A 23,052-nucleotide genomic window follows, 5' to 3' on the forward strand; every position below is an offset into this window, starting at 1 on the left:
GAGTCACCAGAGTTAATCATCCATTATGCGCCGGCGCCAAAATCAGCGGGCAAACATCAGCGCCGTCAATAAGAAGTCCAGCGCCAATACCGCCAGGCTGGACTGCACCACAGTCTGAGTGGTCGCGCGGCTAATCCCTTCCGGATTAGGCACCACCTGATAACCTCGATAGAGGGCTATCCAGGTCACCACTATGGCAAAAACAAAACTTTTAATCAGACAGTTGACTATGTCCTGCCGCCACTCCACCGCGGCCTGCAGAATCGACCAGAAGGCGCCATTGTCTATACCTTTCCATTCAACCCCAACCAGATAACCGCCATAGATACCCACAGTGGTAAACATCAAGGCCAGCAACGGCATGCTGATCACCCCGGCCCAGAAGCGCGGCGCAATCACCTGCCGTAGCGGATCTATCGCCATCATCTCCAAACTGGAGAGCTGCTCTGTGGATTTCATCAACCCCAGTTCAGCAGTCAGGGCTGAACCGGCGCGGCCGGCAAACAGCAGGGCTGTGACCACTGGCCCAAGCTCCCTGAGCAAGCTCAGCGCCACCATGGGGCCCAGGCTCTCTTCGGTGCCAAAATCCACCAAAATGTTGTAGCCCTGCAGCGCCAGCACCATGCCAATAAACAGCCCGGAAACCAAAATGATCACCATGGACTGCACGCCGACGACGTAAACCTGCTTTATCAGCAGTGGCAAGCCTTTGCGTGGCCGTGGCAGCTGCACCAGGGCGCCCCAAAGCATCACTCCGGCCTTGCCGAGACCTGTTATCAGACCCAGGGCATTGCGGCCAAGGTTGGCTATCGAATCAGTCAAGCTCACCGAGCAACTCCTTCTGATAATCCTGCGCCGGATAGTGAAAAGGCACAGGGCCATCCGGCATACCGTCGATAAACTGCCTCAGCTGTGGATTGTCGGCCTGCTTGAGCTCGGCCGGTGTGCCATGGGCTATGATGCGCTTGTCGGCAATCACATACACATAGTCGGCAATGCTCAGCACTTCGCCAACGTCATGGGAAACCACCACTGAGGTGAGATTCAAGGCATCGGACAGCTCTTTAATCAGCTTCACCAGCACTCCCATGGAGATGGGGTCCTGACCGGCAAACGGCTCGTCATACAGCACCATTTCCGGCTCGAGTGCTATGGCACGAGCCAAGGCTGCCCGGCGCTGCATACCGCCGGAAAGTTCGCTCGGCATCAACTGCGCCGCCCCGCGAAGTCCTACGGCTTCAAGCTTCATCAACACTATGCGGCGGATGATAGCTTCCGGCAGCCCTGAGTGCTCCCTGAGTGCAAACGCCACGTTATCGAACACATTCATATCGGTAAACAGGGCGCCGCTCTGGAACAACATGCTCATCCGCTTACGAGCTTCAAACAGCTCGTGGCGGCTCAGCTTGTGAAGATCCTGACCATCGAACAGCACCTCGCCATGATCCGGAGTCAGTTGCCCACCAATGAGCTTCAGCAGCGTAGTCTTGCCTATGCCGCTGGGTCCCATGATGGCAGTGACTTTACCTCTGGGAATCGTGAGGCTTATCTGCTCAAAAATCACCCTCGAGCCACGACTGAAGCCGAGGTTGTTGACCTCGACCAGGGGAGAAGGATTTTGCTGCTTGTTGGATTCCGGCATCAAAATGAAATGGAGACCTTGTCTAGTGGAATTCAAGTTACGGCGCGGCTGTAGCACCACGGCACATAAGGCCCGCCGTTATAAGGCTTGATACTGCCGCAGGCTTACTGAATTGACGCTGAATGGCGCCCGGTAACCCGTCTGGCCAAGCCAAAGATAAGCGATAAATTGTACGCAATTGAGGATAAGCGCACAACTGAATCAATAGTATCGCGCCGTGATACTTTCAATTTGTAGCAAATACGGCGAAAATGCACGCCAGAATCCGTAGCTTTATTTACTGCATGTTATTCAATATTTTCTTGCTGCTCGCCGGCTTATCCGTCCTGGTCTGGAGTGCCGATAAATTCGTTTATGGCGCCGGGGCTTTTGCCCGTAACCTGGGATTGCCTCCCATGTTGATAGGACTGACCATAGTCGCCATGGGCAGTTCGGCCCCGGAGATGTTCGTTGCCGCCAGCGCCTCTATGGCCGGCATGCCGGATACGGCCGTGGGAAATGTGCTGGGTTCCAATGTCGCCAATGTCAGCTTGATCCTGGGTTTAACCGCCCTGCTCGGAGCTATTGCCGTCAGCTCCAAGACCCTGAAGCGGGAGATCCCCATGATGCTGGGCGCCACTGTGCTGGCAGGCTACTTCCTGCACGATCAGTATCTGAGCCGCAGCGAAGGGGTTACTTTGCTGGCGCTGTTCTTCGGCTTAATGGGCTATCTTATCTGGCATGCACTGACCAACAAGAACAAGGATCCGCTCGCCGACGAAGCCGATGCCGAGATCCCCAAAGATGTGCCCACTGCCAAAGCGGTACTCTGGTTGATCATAGGCTTGGTACTCTTGCCGCTGTCGGCAGACTGGATGGTCGAAGGTGCTGTAGGTATTGCCAAGTCTTTTGGACTGTCTGATCTGGTTATCGGCCTGACCATCATTGCCGTAGGCACCAGCCTGCCGGAACTGGCGGCCTGCGTGGCCGGAGTACTCAAGAAAGAGGACGACTTGGCCATAGGTAATATTGTCGGCTCCAACCTGTTTAATATTTTGGCGGTACTGGCTATACCTGGTCTTATCGCCCCGGGCGTAATCGATGCCGCGGCAGCCGGACGCGACTTTTATATGGTTTTGGGCACCAGTTGTGCCCTGGCACTCCTGGTGCTGAGCACAGGCAAACAACGTGAACTCAAGCGCTGGCACGGTGCCTTACTACTGATAAGCTTCATTGGCTATCAATACAGCCTGTTTCAATCCCACTAGCGATGAAGGGCAAAAAGACGAGAGACAACTATGGCAGAAGCTAAGCAACTGCGCCAATGGGGCCGCAGAGTAATAGATATCGAGAAACAAGCACTGGACAACCTGTACCAGTTTGTTGATTCCCCCGAATTCGCCCAAGCCTGCGAACTGATCCTCAACTGCAGCGGCAAGGTGATAGTGATGGGGATGGGGAAATCGGGCCATATAGGCAACAAGATTTCTGCCACCCTCGCCAGCACAGGCACCCCGGCATTCTTCGTTCACCCGGGCGAAGCCAGCCACGGCGACCTGGGGGTGTTGAGTGAAAACGATATCGTATTGGCTATCTCCAACTCGGGCGAGTCCAGCGAAATTCTGACCCTGATACCCGTCATCAAGCGCCAGGGGATCCCTATGATCTCCATGACAGGCAAGCCAGAATCCACCATGGCTAAGCTGGCGCAGTTGCATCTGTGCATCAAGGTGCAGGAAGAAGCCTGCCCGCTGGGCTTGGCACCCACCTCCAGCACCACGGCTACCCTGGTGATGGGAGACGCCCTGGCGGTCGCGCTGTTGCAGGCCAAGGGCTTTACCAAAGATGACTTTGCCCTGTCGCATCCCGGCGGCGCTTTAGGACGCAAGCTACTGCTCAAGGTCAGTGATGTGATGCACAAAGGCGAAGAGCTGCCGTTGGTCACAGAAGATATCTGTATCACCGACGCCCTCTATGAAATCTCCAAAAAGGGCCTGGGTATGACCTCAGTGGTCAATCAACAGAAACAACTGGTGGGTATTTTCACCGATGGTGATTTGAGACGTGTCATAGACGCCGGAGTCAACCTGCGTACCACAAAAATCAGCGACGTCATGACCCGGAATTGCATCACCAGTGGTGACAATATCCTCGCAGCTCAGGCGCTCAAGGTGATGGACGAGAATGACATCAACGGTCTTATTGTCATCAATGGCGCCAATGAGCCAATTGGGGCACTCAATATGCTGGATATGGTCAAGGCGGGGGTTATCTGATGAGTCATCAAGGTTTCTACGGCCCCATAAGCGAAGATAACTGGCAAAGAGCCGCCAAAATCAAACTGCTTATCTGTGATGTCGACGGTGTCTTCTCCGATGGCCGCATCTATATGAGCAACAGCGGTGAAGAGCTGAAAGCCTTCCATACCCGCGATGGCTATGGGGTGCGCTCGCTGCTGTCCTGCGGTATCCAGGTGGCGGTGATCACCGGCCGCAAGTCCCAGATAGTCGAAAACCGTATGACGGCCCTGGGGGTAGACAAGATTTATCAAGGCATAGACAACAAGCTGGAGCCCTATGAGGCGCTGCTGAAACATTATGATCTCAAGCCTGAACAAGTGGCCTATATAGGTGACGACATTGTCGACTTGCCGGTGATGAAGCAAGTTGGACTGGCGGTTTGCGTGGCCGATGGTCATCCTTGGGTAAGGCAGCACTGCCACATGGTCACTCAGATTGCCGGCGGCCATGGTGCACTCCGGGAGCTGGCGGATCTTATCCTGCTCAGTCAGGACAAATTTGAAAATGCCCACGGAATGAGTATATGAATAGGGTCACCCTGGCCATTATTTTGTTTTTCTCCACTGCACTTATCCTTTACTGGCAGGTGCAGAACAAGCGCAACGCTCAACAGAGTGAGGCGCCTGTGGATGTGGTTAGGCCTGACTTTGTCGCCGATGACCTGCGCTCGGTCAACTTTGACGAGCAGGGCAATGTCGCCAGTAGGGTCGCCGCGGCGCACATGGAACATTATGAAGCCAGTGAAAAGACCTTCTTCAACCAACCGGTTTATCTGGTCTATCCGGACAAGGGCGAGGCACAGTGGCGTCTGTCTGCCAACGAGGGCAGGCTCAATCGCAAGAGTAACCGAGTGGTACTTGAAAATAATGTTATCATCGACGCCATTAGCCCCAATGAACCGATCCAGAGCCTGAAAACCAGTTATGTGGAGCTGGATCTGGACACCATGATCATGACCTCAGATCGCGAGATCCTGATCGAAGGCAAAGACTTTAATATCAAGGGATCCGGCCTGTACGCCGATCTCAATGCTCAGCAAGTGAAGCTGACCAGTCAGGTGAAAGGAACCTATGAAACCAAGTAAGCTTTTTATCGGTGCCCTCTTGTGCATCACAAGCCTGTCGGCAGTGGCCATTGAAGAAGATCTGCGGCAAAAAGTACAGATCAGAGCCGCCAATCAGTTTGCCGATATCAAAAACAAGCGTGTGGTATACGGCGGGCCTGTCACAGTCACCCAGGGCAGTTTGAAACTGCTGGCCGATGAACTCACGGCTTACACAGAAGACAAGAGTGGCGAGCGGATCCTGGTGGCCAAGGGCTCACCCGCTACCTATACCCAGAAACTGGAAGACGGCCGTCTGGCCAGTGCCAAGGCCAAAGAGATCCACTACAACATAGACAGTCGTATCATGACCCTGCTGGGCCAGGCCAAAGTGGAACAGGACGGCAGCGAAGTGACCGCCGAGAAGATAGTCTACGACATCAACAAGCAACAGCTTGAAGCGGAAAGCAGCGGCAAAGGCCAAGACAGGGTAACCACTGTTATCCAGCCGGAAAACTATCAGGATCTCAACAAGAAAGAACAGCAGCAGGAACCGCAATGACCAGCACCCTGACGGCACAAAACCTGGCAAAGAGTTACAAGAAGCGCAACGTAGTCAAAGACGTCAGCCTATCGGTCAACACCGGCCAAATCGTCGGGCTGCTGGGCCCCAACGGAGCTGGCAAGACCACCACCTTCTATATGGTGGTTGGGCTGGTACAAAGTGACAAGGGTCGTATCTTCATTGACGACGACGAGTTGACCTTGGATCCCATGCACCTGCGTGCCCGTAAAGGCATAGGCTATCTGCCACAGGAAGCCAGTATTTTCCGCAAGCTGTCGGTGCATGACAACATCATGGCCGTGCTGCAAACCCGCAAAGAACTCAACAGCGACGAGCGCGAGGAACAACTCGAACAGCTGCTGGAAGAATTCCACATTACCCACATACGTGACAGCCTGGGGATGTCCCTCTCCGGCGGTGAACGCCGCCGGGTGGAAATCGCCCGGGCATTGGCCGCCAATCCACAGTTCATTCTGCTGGATGAGCCGTTCGCCGGTGTGGATCCCATCTCAGTTATCGATATCAAGAAAATCATCGAACAGCTTAAGTCCCGCGGTTTGGGGGTGCTGATCACAGACCACAATGTTCGCGAAACGCTCGACGTTTGTGAGCGAGCCTACATTGTCAGCCATGGGCAGTTGATCGCCGAGGGCACACCCGCTGAAATCTTGGACAACCAGCAAGTGCGTGCTGTGTACTTAGGCGAACAATTCAGGCTATAGTTAGGATCATGTCATCCGGCGGCAATTCCGGGTATTATAGTTTGTTATTATTGAATTTTTTCCTTGAAAAATAACGAGTAGGGATTAGCGGTATAATGAAAGCGTCACTCCAGCTCAAACTAGGTCAACAGTTGACCATGACACCTCAGTTGCAGCAGGCCATTCGCCTACTGCAACTGTCGTCCCTTGAGCTGCAGCAGGAAATCCAGGAAGCCTTGGAAGCCAACCCTCTGTTGGAGATGGCCGAGGACAGCCAGGAGGAACAGATTGACGACAATCACAAGGAAAACGACGCCGGCGAACTGAGCGCCAAGCAGGAAGATGGTTCCACAGTAGAAACCTCAGAGGCATTGAACAATGAGTCTATGCCGGATGAATTGCCTATGGATACCACCTGGGATGAAGTCTTTACCGCCGCCAGCGCCTCAGGGCCAGCCATGGGCCGTGAAGATGATATGCCCTTTCAGGGGGAAACCAGCGAAGGTCTCTATGAACACCTGGAATGGCAGAAGAACCTGACCCCGTTTTCCGATACCGACGACGCTATTGCCACCGCCATCATAGATGCCATCGACGAGCAGGGCTATCTGACCCAGAGCACAGAGGAGATCCTCGAAGCCATGGGTAACCCTGAGATTGAGCTCGATGAAGTCGAAGCGGTACTCAAGCGGATCCAGCACTTCGACCCTGTCGGCATCGCCTCCAGAGATCTGCGCGAATGTCTGCTGATCCAGTTGCAACAGTTCAACGCCGACACCCCGCATCTGGCCGATGCCCGCTTGTTGATCGACGAGCATCTGGATCTCATCGCTACCCGCGACTTTCGCACCCTGATGCGCAAGACCAAGCTCAAGGAAGATCAACTGCGTGACGCCATCAACCTTATTCAGAGCCTCAATCCCCGCCCCGGTTTGCTGGTGCAGCCGATGGACGAGGAATATGTGATCCCGGATGTCAGCGTCTGGAAGAAGAACGGTCGCTGGGTGGTAGAGCTCAATCCGGACTGTATGCCCAAACTCGGGATCAACCAACAGTATGCTGCCATGGCCCGCAGCGCCCGCAGTCAATCAGACAGCCAGTTTATTCGTGGTCATCTTCAGGAAGCCAAATGGTTTATCAAGAGCCTGGAGAGCCGCAACGACACCCTGCTCAAGGTGGCCAACTGCATAGTGCAGTTCCAGCAGGGATTTTTCGAATATGGTGAAGAGGCCATGAAACCCATGGTACTCAACGATATCGCCGAGGCGGTCGAGATGCATGAATCGACCATCTCCAGGGTCACCACTCAAAAGTATATGCATACCCCCAGGGGAATATTTGAATTGAAGTACTTCTTCTCCAGCCATGTCGGTACCGAAGATGGCGGAGAATGCTCTTCCACGGCGATCAGGGCTTTTATCAAGAAGCTCGTGGCGGCGGAAAACCAGAAGAAACCTTTGAGCGACAGCAAAATGGCACAACTTCTGGCAGAACAGGGAATCAACGTTGCAAGACGCACCATAGCCAAGTATCGCGAGGCTATGATGATACCACCGTCGAACCAGCGTAAGAGTTTATAAATCCACAGTTGGAAATTGGAGGAATCTTTCTATGCAAATCAACCTGACAGGACATCATATCGAGATCACCGACTCACTGCGTGACTATGTGGAAAGTAAGTTTTCGAAACTTGAACGCCATTTCGAACAGATCAATAATGTGCACGTTGTGCTCAATGTACAAAAACTGCAACAGATTGCCGAAGCCAAGATCAACCTCACAGGCGGCGAAGTCTATGCAACTTCTGAACATGCCGACATGTATGCCGCCATCGACGTTCTGATTGATAAATTGGATCGTCAGGTCATTAAACACAAAGAAAAGCTGACAAAACACTAACGATGGAACTGAGTACCATCCTGCGGCCGGAGTGCACTACCTGTGCCACTCCGGGCAGTAAGAAAAAGGTACTGGAGCTAATTAGCGATCTCGCCAGCGCCCAGTACCCCACCCTTTCCTCTCAAGCGATTTTTGAAAGCCTTTTGGCCCGCGAAAAGATGGGGAGCACAGGTATAGGTAATGGTATTGCGATTCCGCATGGCCGGCTGCCTGATATCACAGAGCCGATTGCCGTGCTGGTCAAATGCGAAGAGCCTATCGCCTTCGATGCCATAGACAACCAACCGGTGGACATACTATTCGCTCTTCTGGTGCCCGCAGATCAATGCCAGCAACATCTGAGTACCCTGTCTGCCATGGCTGAAAAGCTCAGCGATAAGGCAATACTCAAGCAGTTGCGTAAATCCCGCGATGAAACAGAACTCTATCAGGTGATCACAGGATGAAACTCGCGATAGTCTCAGGCCGCTCCGGTTCCGGAAAATCCGTTGCCCTCAGGGTACTCGAAGACCTGGGTTACTACTGTGTGGATAATCTGCCCCTGCCCATGATAGGCAGCCTGCTGGAAAACCTCCGCGGCAGCAATGATCTGGTCGCCATCAGCATAGATGTGCGCAACATGCCGGATCAGGAAAAGGTGCTGGAAAAACAGTTGGCGGCGCTGCCGGAAAACACCCAACTGACCAGCTTCTTCCTCAACGCCTCCGATAAAGTACTCCTAAAACGCTACAGCGAAACCCGCAGACTACACCCTCTATCCAAAAGCACTGTCTCGCTGCAGGATGCCATCAAGCACGAAGGTAAACTGCTGGAGCCCATGTCGAAACTGGTGGATCACTACATAGATACTTCGGCACTGAATATCTATGAACTCAGTGACAAAGTGCGAGAAATTCTGCTGGGCAGCGTCGACAAAGAGTTGGTGATCAACTTCGAATCATTCGGCTTCAAGCACGGCATGCCCCAGGAAGCCGACTTCATGTTTGATGTGCGCTTTCTGCCCAACCCCCACTGGGAACCGGCGCTCAGGCCGCTGACCGGGCTGGATGAACCGGTGCAGGAATTCCTTATCCGTCAGCCATTGGTGAACAAGTTTATCTGGCAGATAGAAAATCTGCTGGAAACCTGGCTACCACACCTTGAGCGCAACAACCGCAGCTACCTCACCATAGCCATAGGCTGCACCGGCGGCCAGCATAGATCTGTCTATGTCGCCGACCAGCTGGCCAAGCGTTTTGGCAACAGCAAACACAAGGTACAGGCCCGTCATAGAGAGCTGGGCAATGGCAAAGGTTGAACGGGAAGTCACCATAGTCAATAAACTGGGCCTGCATGCCCGCGCCGCCACTAAGCTGGCGGTGCTGGCCAGCGAGTTCGAAGCCGATATCACTCTGATCCAAGGCGAGAAAAAGGCCTCGGCCGCCAGCGTGCTTGGGCTCTTGATGCTGGAAACCGGTCAAGGCAAAACCATACGCCTTATTGCCGAAGGCCCGGATGCCGAACCGGCGATGGATGCCATCTGCGCCCTGATCAACGCCCGTTTCGACGAAGCCAGCTAAAGCCTTAGCGCTGCACTCTTTGTTTCTATAACTCCCCTGTCTTGAGGTAACATATCCTCGCTTTGCATCACAGGGGGAACTGCATGCCAATAGAAGCGCTCGACCAAGAGCTGACAGAACAACGTCTTACTCAACTAAACCAAGCTCTTGGCAGTGGTATGTTCGTGCATGTGCGCGACATGCTGCAGCGAATGACGGCTTCGGATATCGCCTTTATTCTCGAATCTTCACCGCCACGTACCCGTCAGGTACTCTGGCAACTGGTGGATCAGGAACAGAGCGGTGAGATCCTCGAAGAGCTGGGTGAAGATATGAAAGACCAGCTGATCAGCCTGATGAGTCCTGAGCGTTTGGCACGAGCGACCGCGGGTATGGATACCGATGATCTGGCCTACGTGCTGCGAAGCCTGCCGGATACACTCTACAAACAGGTACTGCACTCCATGAGTGCCCAAGACAGGGCCAGGGTCGAACAGGCGCTCTCCTATCCGGAAGACAGCGCCGGTAGTCTGATGAATACAGATACCGTGACCCTGAGGCCGGACGTCAACGTCGATGTGGTGCTGCGTTATCTGCGCCAAAGGGGCGAGCTGCCCGAAGCCACTGATACCCTCTATGTGGTGGACAGGCGCGATATTTTGCTCGGTGGCGTTAAGCTCTCCACCCTACTGACCTGTAACCCCACCGCCGGGATCCGCAGCATAATGGATCCCGAGCTTGAGAGCATTCCCGTCACCATGCCGGACAATGAAGTGGCCCAGCTGTTTGAGCGTCACGACTGGGTTTCGGCGCCAGTGGTCGACAGTGAAGGCCATCTGCTTGGGCGGATCACCATTGATGATGTGGTGGACGTTATCCGAGAAGACGCCGAACACTCCATGATGGGTATGGCGGGGATGGACGATGATGAAGACACCTTCGGCCCTGTGTTCAAGAGTGCCTTTCGCCGCTCTTTGTGGCTGACCTTCAACCTGTTTGCCGCCTTGTTGGCCGCCTCGGTCAGCAATATGTTTGAAGGCACGTTGGAAAAATTTGCCACCATAGCGATTCTGATGACCATAGTGCCCAGCATGGGCGGCGTTGCCGGTAACCAGACTCTGGCGCTGGTGATCCGCGGTATCGCCCTCGGCCACATAGGTCAGAGCAACTCCCGCTGGCTTATCGGCAAGGAGTTGGCCATCGGCTTTCTCAATGGCCTGTTGTGGTCGGCGCTGGTATTCACTGCCGTGTGGATCTGGAAAGGCGATCTGGCACTCGGCGCCCTTATTGGCGGTGCCATGTTAATCAATATGACGGTAGCCGGTCTCGCCGGAGCCAGCATCCCTTTAATACTGAAAAAGCTCAATGTGGATCCTGCATTGGCCGGTGGCATGGTGCTGACCACAGTGACAGATGTAATAGGCCTGTTCGCCTTCCTGGGGTTGGCGACTCTAGTATTAATGGGCTGAGGCTCAGGTATTAATGGGCTGAGGCTCTGGTTTTAGTGAGCAAAAGTCTGCTTTTGAGGGTAGAAGAACGGGGGCCGAGAGCATCAAGCTCTGACCTTGATGAATAGAATAAATAACAGAGGGCGACCAAGCTCGCCCTTGGGCTGTGAAAGAAAGCGAGTCAGTCTTTAAGCCAATACACCTTGGGTTCATCCTGCTCACAGAAGACGGAGACACACTCGCCACGGCTCACCAACAGAAATTCCTGCAACTTGAGGTTGGCGCTGGCCATAAAGCCGCTGCGCTTGGCCTCCTGGCGGTACCAGCCGCCGTTGGAGATCTGAAATAACCAGCCATTGGAGAGGCTGCATTCGGTCCAGAACTCCATCAGATCGCCCTCATCCAACATTCGAAAGCCAACCACAGAGTCAAAATGAACCTGCGCCCTGCAGCCTTCGACACTTACCTCGATATCCAAGCCCTGACTGTCATAGCAAAGGCGAATAAACCTCACCTCATCACCGAGATAATCTGTCGCTATCGGTAAGCCTTTGGTTTCGAGCATGCTCCCCCCTGGTAAGGATATAATGCCTTACTTTAGAAGGATAATAATTGCCGGTGCAAGCTGATTTGGCCAAAAAGTAGCTATATACCCATAAAGAGAGTGTGCTTCAGTTCCGGGGAACTGAAGCACACTCTCCAAATATTTTCAGTTATAGCGCTTAAGGTTTAAGCGGCGCTTCAAAGCCGTAAGAGGCCAGAATGGATTGCCCCTTGGGAGAAAGAATATACATGGCCAGCGGCCAAGCGGCAGGGTCGGCCTTATCCAGCACCAGCATGCCATAGTTGGCACCTACTGCCAGCGACTCAGGCAACGCCACTATCTTGAGATCAGGCACTTCTTTCTTGGCCAATACGGCATTGGTGCAATAAGTTAAAAATACATCCGCCTGTTTATTGGCCATCACCCAGCCATAGGGGTTTTTGCCTTTAGGGGGTTTGGCACTGTCGGCACCACCGGTCAGCTTGAGCGCCTTGGCCGCCAATTTGGCCTGGCTACCGGGCTTGATAACTTCGGCGCGGTCAAACACCTTGAAAGCATAGTCACCGGCAGGGTCGGCCTTGGGAGTGGAGGTGCCCAGCTTGATTTTGCTGTCCAGCAGAGTATCCAGCATGTTTTCTGTCGTCAGCGGGACATTATCTTGCGCCAAGGCGCACAGGCGGTTACGGGCAAACATCACCACAGGCGCGCCCTTGCCTTCCTGCATCAGCTTCTGTGGGTGCTTCATATTGGCCGAAGCAAACAAGTCGACCTTCTCGCCCTCTTCAATTCGGCCTCTGAGCAAGCCTGAAGGGGCAAACTGGGCATTGACCTTAACGCCGCCATCGGCCTGATAACTGGCGATAACATCCGTCATGGCGGTCTTCAAACTTCCCGCAGCCCTGAACTCAAGATCCGCCGCCTGAGAGAAGGCGGGCAGTAACAGGGCGAGTAAGCAGACACTCTTTTTCATTTATTTTTCTCCGGTGTATAAGATACAGATGCCGCTAAACTCAACCAAACCGCATCACAAATCAACGCACCACGGCAAAACTTGTCATAAATTCCCCTCAAGATCACGCCATCTGACAGGGAAAACCGGAGAAAGGGACAATTTGACCCAATAAAAAGGGCCGCCGCAGCGACCCTTAAACTTAAAATCTTAGCCGAGAGGACTAAGAATAATCTCTACCCGACGGTTCTGTGCCCGCCCCTGAGGGGTGGCATTTGAGGCGATTGGGCTGGCCTCACCTCGGCCTTGGGTCAATACTCGCTGTCCGGATACACCTTTACGGATCAAGTAATTACCTACTTCGCTGGCACGAACCTGTGACAATCTCAGGTTGTAGGACTCAGAGCCGCTACTGTCGGTATAACCCACCACATTCAGTTGAGTCTTGTCATATTCCTTGGCCACCAGCACTACGCTGTCCAATACCCGCATGGCGCCGCTACTGAGATCTGTCTTGTCGACCTGGAAAGTCACTTCATTGGGCATATTGAGCACTATGGTATCGCCCACCCGGGTTACGCTGACGCCGGTTGAAGCCAGTTGCTGACGCAATTTGGTTTCCTGTACATCCATGTAATAGCCGATACCACCGCCTACGGCAGCGCCGGATGCTGCCCCGATCAGGGCGCCCTTGCCCCTGTCGCTCTTACTGGAAGAGGCCACACCTATGGCCGCGCCGGCTACGGCACCGATCAGTGCTCCGTTGGTCGCCTTGGCAGTCTGTTGTTCATTGGTATAAGGATTCACTGTGGTACAGCCAGTTGCCAGCAATGCCAGCAACAGAGGAGCTGTCAGAAAAGCGCGCTTTTTCATGTTATTTTTCCTTCGTCTGCTTGTTCCAACCTAAGCGGAACCTATCTGGCGCCAAAGTATATAGCAGCGCTTCAAGCAGACAATCCCCCGGAGGTCATAGAGGTGGCAAATCCGCACGGCATTCAGCATAGATTCAGTCAAATCCGACTTTTCCATCCCGGATTGTCAACCAAGTGTCATGGCGTTGACATCAAGTAAAACCCCAAAATAGAGCAGACTGCACTCTATTGGGTAGCGCCCGGCAGGCTCTATCGACAAGGAAATGAGTTAATTCACTTTTATATCAATGCATTAAAGTAAATATAAAAACTGGCATGTTTCTTACATACCTATAAAGCAGTATTCCACTGTTCAGGAGTCATGATGAAAACACTGATGAAAATACGCGACAGTTGGCATTCGCTCTGGCATTCACTCTGGCATTGCCTCAAGCACTTGGGCTACAGCCAATGGGATGTGGAATAACAGAGGTGGAATCACAGCTCTGGAAAACCATTCTTGGAGCATCAAGGAGGCAGTATGGAAATTAACGAGCAGAAGCTGCGACAGCAAGCCATTAAGGAAGTGACTCAAAACGGCAGGCTCATGTTTGACGTTGCCCGTCAGCATGGGATCTCCACCAAACTGGTTTATCAATGGCTGGCGCAGGATGAAGCGGCAGGCAGACCCAGACAATCCCGGCTGATGGGGGAACTGCAGCAACTGCAGCAGCGCATTCGTCAGTTGAGCCAGGAGTTCAGCTTAATCCGTTAAAGTTTCGACAGGAGCGAACCTGACACACAGTTATCGCCCCCAACGATAAAAAATGTACATATAACAATGATAAAGCGCTACATTTTTTAGGTTCGTTCCTGTCATTTTATTACCGTTACCGGCCGCTTAAGCGCTTGCCAAAAGAGATGGCATAGGCCGCGGATCTCAGCCGCAGCACAGGGTCGTCACTGGCGGCGATCCCTTTACTGAGCACATTGGGATCAAAGTTCAGCTTGTCACAGGCTGAAGTCGCAACCGAGTCTATGCTCAGGCGCCCGAGGGCGACTCTGGGCCGGTTATCCGGCCACTGCTGTGAAGGGTCCAGCAAGGGATCCCCCTCCTCGGCCAGGACCAGCTTAAGCTCAAACTGAGCCGGTCCAGTTTTCAGCCTCTGCATCAACCTGTCCTGCAGAAAATCATCCGGCAATTGTGCCAACTCGGCATCCGTCAGTGGTTGCTCCCCGTCCACAGGCCAAAGCTCCCAACGGCCAAAGCGCTTTTGCTGGCCTTGGTTACCAAAAATAAAACTGTGAATGCCAAAGTAGCTGACCGAGGTATAGGCCGCCGGTGGATTGTGCTGCTTGAGCCACAGCCCCTGGCGGGCAGCATCCGGATGCTGCTGTAGATAGCGTGCAACCGCGCCGGTTTCCCCCTCACGCTGAGCCAATGACGCGCGCAGCAAACCAAGAAAACTGTCGGGATCTTTACCCGGAAACACAGGCGTACTCAGCCCGGCCAACTGATGCACCTGCCCGTCTGGCAGTTCGATGCGCACGCCTATCCCTCTTGGGCTGCGACTGGTATCGGCCACAAAAGGATCGCCACCCGCCATGGAAAAACGTACCTGAGCGGGCAGTGCCTGCTCTGTGGCAAACAGAGGTAGTTCCTTAAGCCAGACCTCCCCGGCACTCGGCCGGAAACTGCCAATGGTGCAAATTCCCTTGGCATGTCCCTTGCGCTCTCCCGGATGTTGACCGGAAAGTGCTTCAAATACTTGAATAAAATCATTTGCCTGAGCCGCCATTACCGAACTGGAGCCCAAAACACCCAACTGAGTCCCCAAGAGCAATAACGCAGACCAAACCGATACTCTCATGCTTACTCCCTTTGTAAAAATCAGAATCCAGGCCTGAAACAGGCCGCCCAACCCAGACCGGGAACAGCGGCGGATTATTTCAGGAGTGGGCCAAAGGCCATGCTATGCTGAGGACGATGACAGACGACAGGAGGCGGCAATGCAATATCGGATTGAGCAAGACACTCTGGGCGAAGTCAAGGTCGAAGCAGACAAATACTGGGGCGCCCAAACCCAGCGCAGCCTGGAAAACTTCCCCATAGGCCCGCAAGCGAGTATGCCAAAGGCCATCATCCACGCCTTCGCCCTGTTGAAAAAAGCCGCAGCCCAGACCAATGCCGAGCTTGGGCAACTGCCCAAGGACAAGGCGGCGCTCATCGCCAGAGTTTGCGACGAAATCTTGGCGGGCCAACTGGAGCAGCACTTTCCACTGGTCATTTGGCAGACCGGCAGCGGCACCCAAACCAATATGAACCTCAACGAGGTGATAGCCAATCGCGGCATGGCTCTGGCAAACAAGGCCATCAACCTGAGCCCGAATGATGATGTCAATCGCAGCCAGAGCAGCAATGATACCTTCCCCAGCGCCATGCATATTGCCGTGGTGCTCAAGACCTGTAGGCACACACTGCCCGCCATAGCTGCGCTGCGCGATAGCCTAAAACACAAGTCACAACAGTTTGCCGATATTCCCAAAACCGGCCGCACCCACTTTATGGATGCCACCCCGCTGACACTGGGACAGGAGATCAGTGCCTGGGTGACTCAGTTGGATAAAGGCATAGGCGCCATAGAGCGGGCGTTGGCAAACTGCCGTGAATTGGCCCTTGGCGGCACAGCCGTGGGGACAGGGCTCAATGCTCCCGCAGGTTACGCCGAGCGCGCCGCCGAGCTGATATCCTCATTCAGTGGTGAGCAGTTTGTCAGCGCCGCCAACAAGTTCGAGGCACTGAGTGCCAGCGATGCCATGGTGGAACTCAGCGGCGCCTTCAAGCGCCTGGCGGTCAGCCTGATGAAGATAGGCAATGATATTCGCATGCTCGCCAGCGGCCCCCGTTGCGGTATAGGGGAACTGCAGTTGCCTGGCAACGAACCCGGCTCCAGCATAATGCCCGGCAAGGTTAACCCGACTCAGTGCGAGGCGCTGACCATGGTGGCGGCTCAGGTGATGGGCAACGATCTTGCCGTCAGCATAGGTGCCAGCAACGGTCAGTTTCAGCTCAATGTCTTTCGGCCGCTCATCGCCGCCAATCTGCTGCAAAGCGCCGAGTTGCTGGGTGATGCCTGTCTGAGCTTTGATGAGCGCTGCGCTTCGGGGCTGGAACCCAACCGCCAGATGATTGCCAAGCAGTTGCAGCGCTCCTTGATGCTGGTCACCAGCCTCAATCCTCACATAGGCTATGCCAAGGCTGCCCAAATCGCCAAGGACGCCCACCAAAGAGGCATTAGTCTGAGGCAAGCCGCGTTGGAGTCAGGACTGGTAACCGAGGCCGAGTTTGATACTTGGGTCAACCCGGCGAACATGTTAGGTCCTTTCGAGGTTAAATTGTAAATTTGTATTAAAACGTATCAACATTAGAGCTAATCGCTGTATTATGCCAACTCCTCGCCATGGATTAGGCTTATTCAACTGATAAGCAGTCATTTACAGAATGAAATACCAAAATATCTTATTGGCACTGAGCGCGCTCATGCTGACCCAATGCAGTTCACTCGACCTCAACCAATGCCAAAACTCAAACTGGTTTTCCCTCGGGCTTCAGGATGGCAACAATGGCGCTCATGCCAGCAGAGTCAATGATTATGCCGAGGATTGTGCCGAGTTCGGCATTCGGGTTGATCATGGCGAGTGGCGCGATGGCTATCTACAGGGGTTGCAAAACTACTGTCAGCCGGAAAACGGCTACCGAGTCGGCCTGGCGGGTGAAGGCTATGCCGGGGTCTGTTCCAGCAACGCCTTTGTCGAACAGTACAATGCCGGCTACCGCCAATACCAGCTCAACAAACGCGCCGATGAGATCCGCAGCCGCCTGCGTCAGATAGATTATCAAATCCGCGATCTGGATCAGAAGCTGGTGTCCATGACAGACAAGGCCAGCACCCTGGAGAAGAAAAAACAGCTGCTGAATGAAAAAGACAAGCTGGTGAACGAGCTCAGATATCTGCAAGTCCCGGATGTGCAGTTCAGGTGGCAATTCTGAGACTTACCGACCTTGAGTTAAACCGCCGACAGACCGCACAGGCAGATAAGCAAAGGACTAAGCAAGAAGCTTAGTCTCGCCGCTTATCTGTCGCTCGGGCAAGAGACAGAGAAGCGCTGAAACAACAGCCTACCTCAGCAAGGAAACATACCGGCGATAGCTGACGGTAAAGCTCTAGGCGGCATCGAATAACAACTCACCTTTGATTCGGTCACCAAGATGCATATCCAGAACAAGGTTTGCTGATCGACTCATATCCAGTCCCCCCATATCCAGTCCCGCCCGGTCGAATCAACATCGGGCTTGGGCAGCGCCAGCAGACGGATCCCCAAACCATCGAGTATCTTGAAGACAGTAGAGATATGGACATCTTCAGCTATCTTACCCCGGCTCAAGGTTTTGTTGGTGACACCACAAAGCATTGCCGCCACATCCTGAGTGAGTGCCGCTTCCTTTCTGCGGGCCTTAATCCAAGCGCCCGACGCATATGGAGTTAATGGGGCCACAAGAACGACGCAAAGTGTAGTTAAATACACTTTTTCATCCATTCAAGCTGAAATCACCATGCCTGTTACTGCGGGAACAGACCGCCGATACCGGCGATAATGGCCGCGGGCAGGATTGCCACCACAGCCAGCACGGCGACGGCGCTACCGAGGCAGCCGGAAAGCTGGCTCTGTCTGGCCTTAAGCTCAGCCTCTTGTATCGGCCCAAAGGCCTGCTCAGCCGCCTGAATTCTTTGCTGCAACTGCCGCTCGGCAGCAAGGGCCATCTCTTTGGTGTCACAGGGCTGCTTTTCAGTGACCAGGGCCAACTCCCCCTTGAAAGCATGGCCGGTAAAGCGATAGTTGCCTTCAGAGAAGGTCTTCTTTTCAAACTCGAGCCCGAGCACGGCATTGCAGCCACACTGCTTAGCCAGTTCTTCTATATACTGGCGCCCCTTGGCCGGATCCTTGAAAAAACGGGTCGAAATAGGCAAGCGCAACGCAGCATCACCATGCTTGGGGTTGCTGCCCTTGGAGGTGAAGAAATTCAGCAATCGTTCTCTTATATAGACCTCAGGAATACGGATCTGCTTGGCAGACAATCCCTTGGGAGTTGGCGTAGGGTCAAACTCGACCAGCACATTCTTAACCAGCTTAGCCTCATCACTCCTGTTCACCAGGGCCGAAACATGCAGAAAATAGCTTTCACCATCATCCCCATTGATAAAGCCAAATTTTTTAGATGAGACATACGAAACGACTTTTCCTTTCACTACACAATCCCGATAACTTTCTCTACGACTTCCAAAGCCCCATACAGCAGCAGCCACAAAAAACCGCCGCAGCAACAGAACAGATTCAAGCAACCGATACTAACATCTCAACCCGGCAGCTACTGCTGCAACATCCTCAAAAACCGGTTAAAACCGTTCACTTTTCCCTAAAAATCATCGCCGCTTCCCCGCCAGCCACTTTTTGCCCGTTAACAGGCCAGCAAAACCATTCACTGAGGCCACTAGCCCAAGCGAGCAACTTAAACGGGCAACTCAAGCAGGCAACTCAAACAAGTCACTCAAACAAGTCACTTAAGCCAAACAGCACAACAAAACCCCATGCGGTAAAGCTTGTTTTTCACCGCAGCAATACTGTAGGATTGGCTAGGCTTTTAACAAAAAACCAACGAAAAGCAATACTTAAGCGCAAACTAAAGTGCGAACAACAATCAGGGATGGCGGCCGCTCTCACCCGGAGCAGGCAAAAGGCAAGGATAAGCTTTCAACACCTCACCTCATATTCCTCCCTGACCCAAGCCACTTTAACCGCTGTGCAACTTGTGACCTAGACAAAGGTTTCACCGGCAACAAATTGATAGCTTAAACGTTGTTTTAAAAGAATATTCAACATGACAGAAACTGCTGTCTGATAGCCGAAATCAGGGGCGGTAGCGTCAAAATATTAATGTCCAATAAATTAAATATAACCACAGAAAATTACAGAAAATTAGCATGCAGACTTCAAACAACAAAGAATGATAATGATGAAAGAGCTACCTTCTAAATATATTGAAATAAAAAGTCTAGAAAAAATATGCAAGCTTATAGGGAAAGACTTAAAATTAGCAAAAGACACTCTTATTGCAGTTTATAATGATAATACGAACCTATTTCATTCAACTCCATTAAAAATTAAGAATAAAGTAGCATTAAAATTAGAAAGTGATCAAGGAATAATACTAAGCAACTACATATCAAATATAATAAGAACAGTTTCAAAATCAAAACAAGAAAATAGAAACAATATAATTAGTTCAATAATACAATTACTCAATGAAGATACTAAAAAGTACATATATAGATTAGATGTAAAGAAGTTTTACGAATCAATATGTATAAATACTTTATATAACAACCTATTAGATGACCAACGTATCTCACCACAAACTAAGAGATTTATCAGGATTTACCTCTCTGAAATAGAGAGTAAAGGAGTTGAAGGTATAGGACGAGGAGTAGGATTAAGTGTAGCTCTATCTGAGTATTTCATATGTAATTTTGACGATAAAATCAACAAGATTGATGGGGTTTATTTTTATTCAAGATTTGTTGATGACGTCCTAATTTTCTCGCACAAAAAAATCACAGAAAACAATACATTCTTCCAGGATTTTCTACCAAAACCATTAGAGTTACACACATCGAGTGACAAAAGCCATATCGTTGAACTTATTGACAACACCGAAAACAAAATAAGTTACCTCGGGTATGAATTTATATGTAATTCAAAATCAATCATAAGCATTGATATTAGTGACAACAAAGAAAAGAAGATAAAGAATAGACTAGCTAAAGCGGTTCTAGATTATGGAAAAACTGATGACTACACTACTTTTAAAAACAGAATAAGATATATAATCGGCAATAGAAAGGTAAAACTTAAAAATGGCCGAACTATACACACAGGATTCTACTATAGTTACAAACATATAAATATAGACAGCTCAGAAAAAATAAAAAGACTTGATTTATTTTACAAAAGTTTATTCTACTCTAAGAATAGCAGATTAAACAAAATTTTAAGATCAAAGTCAATGACAAAGAGAGAGATTAACGATCTAAATAAAATGTCGTTTAAAGATTCATTTAAAAAAAGGCAAATGTATAACATTAAGAATATAAATATAATAAAGCAGTGTTGGAACAATGACTAAATTTATAATAAATCAAGAAGATAAGTACAGAGTACTTGCCACCGAACTCACTCCATTCGAAACCCCGCTAATATTTTCAAACCAAGGGTTTTATGAAAATATAAAAAGAGATGACTTGCCGGAAGAGTTAAAAATATTAATAAATTCAAGAAGCAGAAAAAAGCCTGTCCACTCCATACCATACACATATAAAATTGACAAAGGGGATAACTCATCAAGACATCTTTCTTTAATTCATCCTTCTCAACAATTAGAAGCTTGTGAGTTTTACAAATCATGTGAATCAAGAATATTATATCATTGTAGCAAAAGTGATTTCAGCTTAAGGAGACCAAGCAAAAAGGCTTCTATGTTTTATACAAAAAAAACGATAAAAACCGAGGAGAAGGTAAAGTCAGAAGAGAGTAACAATGCAAACAACGATCACGAAACACCATATCAGAACTCATATTTTTCTTATGAAAAATATCAACATATAAATGGATTTACATCATCAATAGAATTCTTAGAATATGAAGAAAACTATAAATACTTACTAAAATTAGATATACAATCATGTTTTGACTCTCTATACACGCATGCTATATGCTGGTCGATTAAGGATAAAGAATTCTCAAAAAACAATAGCAGAAAAAATAATTTTGAGAACAATTTCGACTCACTAATGCAGCGCTCAAATTACAATGAAACAAACGGAATTATTGTTGGCCCAGAAATATCTAGAATTTTCAATGAAATAATACTCCAGAAAATTGACAATGAAATAAAGGCGGTGTTAACAAAGAAATCAATATTTTTTGAATCAAACTATATAATAAAAAGATATGTAGATGACTTTTTTATTTTCTCCAATAGCAGAGAGATATTACAAAAAATTGAAAGCACAGTGGAAAGCATATTATTCAAATACAAGCTATCATTAAACAAACATAAAACAAATTTCTCAGAACGTCCATTTTTCACCCCCAAAGATATAGCCATTGACAAAATAAGAAAAGTTATAAAGTCAACTCACAATTCATTAACCAACCTTGAAAAACATGAAAATTTCACTCTTAGACTTCCTAAAGAAAGAATAAAAGACAGAAATTTTTTAGTTTCGAAAACCATCAGGGAGATAAAGTCAATTATAAAAGAGGAAAAAATAAAGATTAATGATGTAACACCATACATCTGCAAGGCATTAAGAAATATAATATTTGAATTCATAGACAAATCACAAAATTTTAAAATATCAATAGATGAAGGTAATTTCGATTTTTTAGCCTTTTATTTTGATATGTTATTATACTTTTACTCACTAGACAGAAGAACAAGTTCATCTTTTTCATTCTGTTATACTACCTTGACATTACACGATTATATAAAGGAGTTAAAATCACCATATTTCATGTACTTTTACGATAAACTATCTCACTATTTTCAAAAAAAAATCATCACTTCTAGTGAAAGAGAGTTTAATGAAAATGAAACTATTGAAATCCTAAACATTATGTTATCCACTCAGTATATTTCACACATACTGGAAGGTAAACTACAAAGTAAAATCATAGAAGAAATATACCATAAAATTCCTGAGTCATACTTCAAGTTCATTACCTTCGCCTTCATATTCAGCTGGAGCAGTCAGTACCATCGTGAAATGAAAAAATTATCAGAAGAATTTAAGACATGGATAATCAACAACATAAGAGAATCTGGATTATCAAAATCAGAAACAGTACATGCAATATTAGACTTATTAAGTTGCAAGAAAATATCAAAGGAGCATAAGCATGAAGTTCTTATGGTAGTAATTGAAAATGAAGATTTTAAGAAAACACAATCAACATTTAACTATACAACCCCTAAAACAAATAGTTCAAAGCTCATAATTTTTGATAAAATCATACAATTTTGCGAGACTCAAAACTGGTTTACAAACTGGGATGAGATAAACATCCGAAAAGTATTAATGAAAAAAGAGTTGAACCCAACTTACTAGCAGTGCTATGATGAAATCGAAAAGCTAATAGATACCAATTCGTACTAGCTTATTCGACTTATAAAGAGTAGAGTTAGGAATGAATTTTTAGATATTATCTTCGTATAGTAATATTCGAAGTACCGCCCGACAAACCTAAAAATTGGGTTGCAAACCAATTCTACAGGTCAATAAGGCTGGCTTATTTATTTAAGCACACACATTTAGCATTTTCGCTAAGGCCACTTCGGTGGCCTTTTCTAATGTACAAGGATAATTTTAATTTCAGTATTATTCTTACTAAACAAAAGTCAGGACACCACAACACTTTTGGGTAGTGTTCATAAATCTGTGTCATTTGAGTAATATACACCCAAAAGGATATTCA

The 23,052-nt window shown here is 49.7% G+C and carries 26 protein-coding genes; 18 read left to right on the top strand and 8 right to left on the bottom strand.

Going from position 1 to position 23,052, the window contains the following annotated elements; all coding sequences use genetic code 11:
* Positions 1 to 42 precede the first annotated feature (42 nt).
* Together mlaE and mlaF are read right to left on the bottom strand one after the other, a co-directional pair.
* A complete protein-coding gene (mlaE, locus tag CX651_RS10925) occupies positions 43 to 828 on the bottom strand; it encodes a lipid asymmetry maintenance ABC transporter permease subunit MlaE (RefSeq protein WP_039033480.1) in 786 nt (261 codons plus the stop codon).
* On the bottom strand, positions 815 to 1,642 hold the full coding sequence (mlaF, locus tag CX651_RS10930) for a phospholipid ABC transporter ATP-binding protein MlaF (RefSeq protein WP_101056023.1): 828 nt from the start codon (positions 1,640 to 1,642) through the stop codon (positions 815 to 817). Before mlaF ends, mlaE begins: the two co-directional genes overlap by 14 nt.
* Before the next feature lie 284 nt (positions 1,643 to 1,926).
* Between mlaF and CX651_RS10935 the strand changes: the two genes are divergently transcribed.
* From CX651_RS10935 to mgtE, 12 genes are all read left to right on the top strand, one after another.
* Positions 1,927 to 2,889, top strand: a complete 963-nt coding sequence (locus tag CX651_RS10935; RefSeq protein WP_101056044.1) for a calcium/sodium antiporter — start codon at positions 1,927 to 1,929, stop codon at positions 2,887 to 2,889.
* A 30-nt stretch (positions 2,890 to 2,919) separates the two neighbouring features.
* Positions 2,920 to 3,897: a KpsF/GutQ family sugar-phosphate isomerase gene (locus CX651_RS10940; RefSeq protein WP_101056024.1), complete on the top strand. Its 978-nt coding sequence runs from the start codon at positions 2,920 to 2,922 to the stop codon at positions 3,895 to 3,897.
* A complete protein-coding gene (gene kdsC, locus CX651_RS10945; protein ID WP_101056025.1) occupies positions 3,897 to 4,448 on the top strand; it encodes a 3-deoxy-manno-octulosonate-8-phosphatase KdsC in 552 nt (183 codons plus the stop codon). The genes CX651_RS10940 and kdsC overlap by 1 nt, the downstream gene beginning before the upstream one ends.
* Positions 4,445 to 5,005, top strand: a complete 561-nt coding sequence (gene lptC / locus CX651_RS10950; RefSeq protein WP_025011766.1) for an LPS export ABC transporter periplasmic protein LptC — start codon at positions 4,445 to 4,447, stop codon at positions 5,003 to 5,005. Before kdsC ends, lptC begins: the two co-directional genes overlap by 4 nt.
* On the top strand, positions 4,992 to 5,525 hold the full coding sequence (gene lptA, locus CX651_RS10955; RefSeq protein ID WP_101056026.1) for a lipopolysaccharide transport periplasmic protein LptA: 534 nt from the start codon (positions 4,992 to 4,994) through the stop codon (positions 5,523 to 5,525). The genes lptC and lptA overlap by 14 nt, the downstream gene beginning before the upstream one ends.
* On the top strand, positions 5,522 to 6,250 hold the full coding sequence (gene lptB, locus CX651_RS10960; RefSeq protein WP_025011764.1) for an LPS export ABC transporter ATP-binding protein: 729 nt from the start codon (positions 5,522 to 5,524) through the stop codon (positions 6,248 to 6,250). Before lptA ends, lptB begins: the two co-directional genes overlap by 4 nt.
* Before the next feature lie 95 nt (positions 6,251 to 6,345).
* Complete coding sequence (locus CX651_RS10965) at positions 6,346 to 7,809, top strand: RNA polymerase factor sigma-54 (protein ID WP_101056027.1); 1,464 nt, start codon at positions 6,346 to 6,348, stop codon at positions 7,807 to 7,809.
* Positions 7,810 to 7,840: 31 nt separating this feature from the next.
* Complete coding sequence (hpf, locus tag CX651_RS10970) at positions 7,841 to 8,128, top strand: ribosome hibernation promoting factor (protein ID WP_039033487.1); 288 nt, start codon at positions 7,841 to 7,843, stop codon at positions 8,126 to 8,128.
* A 2-nt stretch (positions 8,129 to 8,130) separates the two neighbouring features.
* Entirely contained in the window at positions 8,131 to 8,574 is a 444-nt protein-coding gene (gene ptsN, locus CX651_RS10975) for a PTS IIA-like nitrogen regulatory protein PtsN (RefSeq protein WP_039033488.1), read from the top strand.
* On the top strand, positions 8,571 to 9,425 hold the full coding sequence (rapZ, locus tag CX651_RS10980) for an RNase adapter RapZ (RefSeq protein WP_039033489.1): 855 nt from the start codon (positions 8,571 to 8,573) through the stop codon (positions 9,423 to 9,425). Before ptsN ends, rapZ begins: the two co-directional genes overlap by 4 nt.
* Positions 9,412 to 9,687 carry an HPr family phosphocarrier protein gene (locus CX651_RS10985; RefSeq protein ID WP_039033490.1) on the top strand — a complete coding sequence of 92 codons (276 nt, stop codon included), beginning with the start codon at positions 9,412 to 9,414 and terminating at the stop codon, positions 9,685 to 9,687. Before rapZ ends, CX651_RS10985 begins: the two co-directional genes overlap by 14 nt.
* A gap of 83 nt (positions 9,688 to 9,770) precedes the next feature.
* Positions 9,771 to 11,135 carry a magnesium transporter gene (gene mgtE / locus CX651_RS10990; RefSeq protein ID WP_101056028.1) on the top strand — a complete coding sequence of 455 codons (1,365 nt, stop codon included), beginning with the start codon at positions 9,771 to 9,773 and terminating at the stop codon, positions 11,133 to 11,135.
* Between the two features lie 160 nt (positions 11,136 to 11,295).
* On the opposite strand, the gene CX651_RS10995 is transcribed toward mgtE, so the two are convergent.
* The 3 genes from CX651_RS10995 to CX651_RS11005 all read right to left on the bottom strand — a co-directional run bounded on the left by CX651_RS10995 (position 11,296) and on the right by CX651_RS11005 (position 13,480).
* The gene (locus tag CX651_RS10995; RefSeq protein ID WP_101056029.1) at positions 11,296 to 11,679 is read right to left on the bottom strand and encodes a hypothetical protein; all 384 of its coding nucleotides are present in this window, start codon (positions 11,677 to 11,679) and stop codon (positions 11,296 to 11,298) included.
* A gap of 157 nt (positions 11,680 to 11,836) precedes the next feature.
* A complete protein-coding gene (locus CX651_RS11000) occupies positions 11,837 to 12,628 on the bottom strand; it encodes a molybdate ABC transporter substrate-binding protein (RefSeq protein ID WP_101056030.1) in 792 nt (263 codons plus the stop codon).
* 189 nt (positions 12,629 to 12,817) lie between these two features.
* A complete protein-coding gene (locus CX651_RS11005) occupies positions 12,818 to 13,480 on the bottom strand; it encodes an OmpA family protein (RefSeq protein WP_101056031.1) in 663 nt (220 codons plus the stop codon).
* Positions 13,481 to 13,999: 519 nt separating this feature from the next.
* On the opposite strand from CX651_RS11005, the gene CX651_RS11010 reads away from it, so the two are divergent.
* Entirely contained in the window at positions 14,000 to 14,233 is a 234-nt protein-coding gene (locus CX651_RS11010) for a transposase (protein WP_101056032.1), read from the top strand.
* Between the two features lie 115 nt (positions 14,234 to 14,348).
* Here CX651_RS11010 and CX651_RS11015 read toward each other — a convergent pair whose 3' ends face one another.
* Entirely contained in the window at positions 14,349 to 15,329 is a 981-nt protein-coding gene (locus tag CX651_RS11015) for a catalase family peroxidase (RefSeq protein ID WP_101056033.1), read from the bottom strand.
* A 139-nt stretch (positions 15,330 to 15,468) separates the two neighbouring features.
* Between CX651_RS11015 and fumC the strand changes: the two genes are divergently transcribed.
* The gene (gene fumC, locus CX651_RS11020) at positions 15,469 to 16,860 is read left to right on the top strand and encodes a class II fumarate hydratase (protein WP_101056034.1); all 1,392 of its coding nucleotides are present in this window, start codon (positions 15,469 to 15,471) and stop codon (positions 16,858 to 16,860) included.
* Between the two features lie 100 nt (positions 16,861 to 16,960).
* Positions 16,961 to 17,509 carry a DUF2799 domain-containing protein gene (locus CX651_RS11025; protein ID WP_101056035.1) on the top strand — a complete coding sequence of 183 codons (549 nt, stop codon included), beginning with the start codon at positions 16,961 to 16,963 and terminating at the stop codon, positions 17,507 to 17,509.
* A gap of 251 nt (positions 17,510 to 17,760) precedes the next feature.
* Here the strand turns inward: CX651_RS11025 and CX651_RS11030 are convergent, their stop codons facing one another.
* Both CX651_RS11030 and CX651_RS11035 read right to left on the bottom strand, forming a co-directional pair.
* Positions 17,761 to 18,057, bottom strand: coding sequence for a helix-turn-helix domain-containing protein (locus CX651_RS11030; RefSeq protein ID WP_229839783.1), 297 nt, complete (start codon positions 18,055 to 18,057; stop codon positions 17,761 to 17,763).
* 23 nt (positions 18,058 to 18,080) lie between these two features.
* On the bottom strand, positions 18,081 to 18,767 hold the full coding sequence (locus tag CX651_RS11035; protein WP_101056036.1) for a cold-shock protein: 687 nt from the start codon (positions 18,765 to 18,767) through the stop codon (positions 18,081 to 18,083).
* Between CX651_RS11035 and CX651_RS11040 the strand changes: the two genes are divergently transcribed.
* From CX651_RS11040 to drt3b, 3 genes are all read left to right on the top strand, one after another.
* Entirely contained in the window at positions 18,737 to 19,336 is a 600-nt protein-coding gene (locus tag CX651_RS11040; protein ID WP_101056037.1) for a hypothetical protein, read from the top strand. The genes CX651_RS11035 and CX651_RS11040 overlap by 31 nt on opposite strands.
* 192 nt (positions 19,337 to 19,528) lie before the next feature.
* Entirely contained in the window at positions 19,529 to 20,701 is a 1,173-nt protein-coding gene (gene drt3a / locus CX651_RS11045; RefSeq protein ID WP_157822680.1) for an antiviral reverse transcriptase Drt3a, read from the top strand.
* On the top strand, positions 20,694 to 22,685 hold the full coding sequence (gene drt3b, locus CX651_RS11050) for an antiviral reverse transcriptase Drt3b (protein ID WP_101056039.1): 1,992 nt from the start codon (positions 20,694 to 20,696) through the stop codon (positions 22,683 to 22,685). The genes drt3a and drt3b overlap by 8 nt, the downstream gene beginning before the upstream one ends.
* The last annotated feature ends 367 nt before the right edge of the window (positions 22,686 to 23,052 follow it).

It is taken from the genome of Shewanella chilikensis (assembly GCF_002836945.1).
GTDB lineage: Bacteria > Pseudomonadota > Gammaproteobacteria > Enterobacterales > Shewanellaceae > Shewanella > Shewanella chilikensis.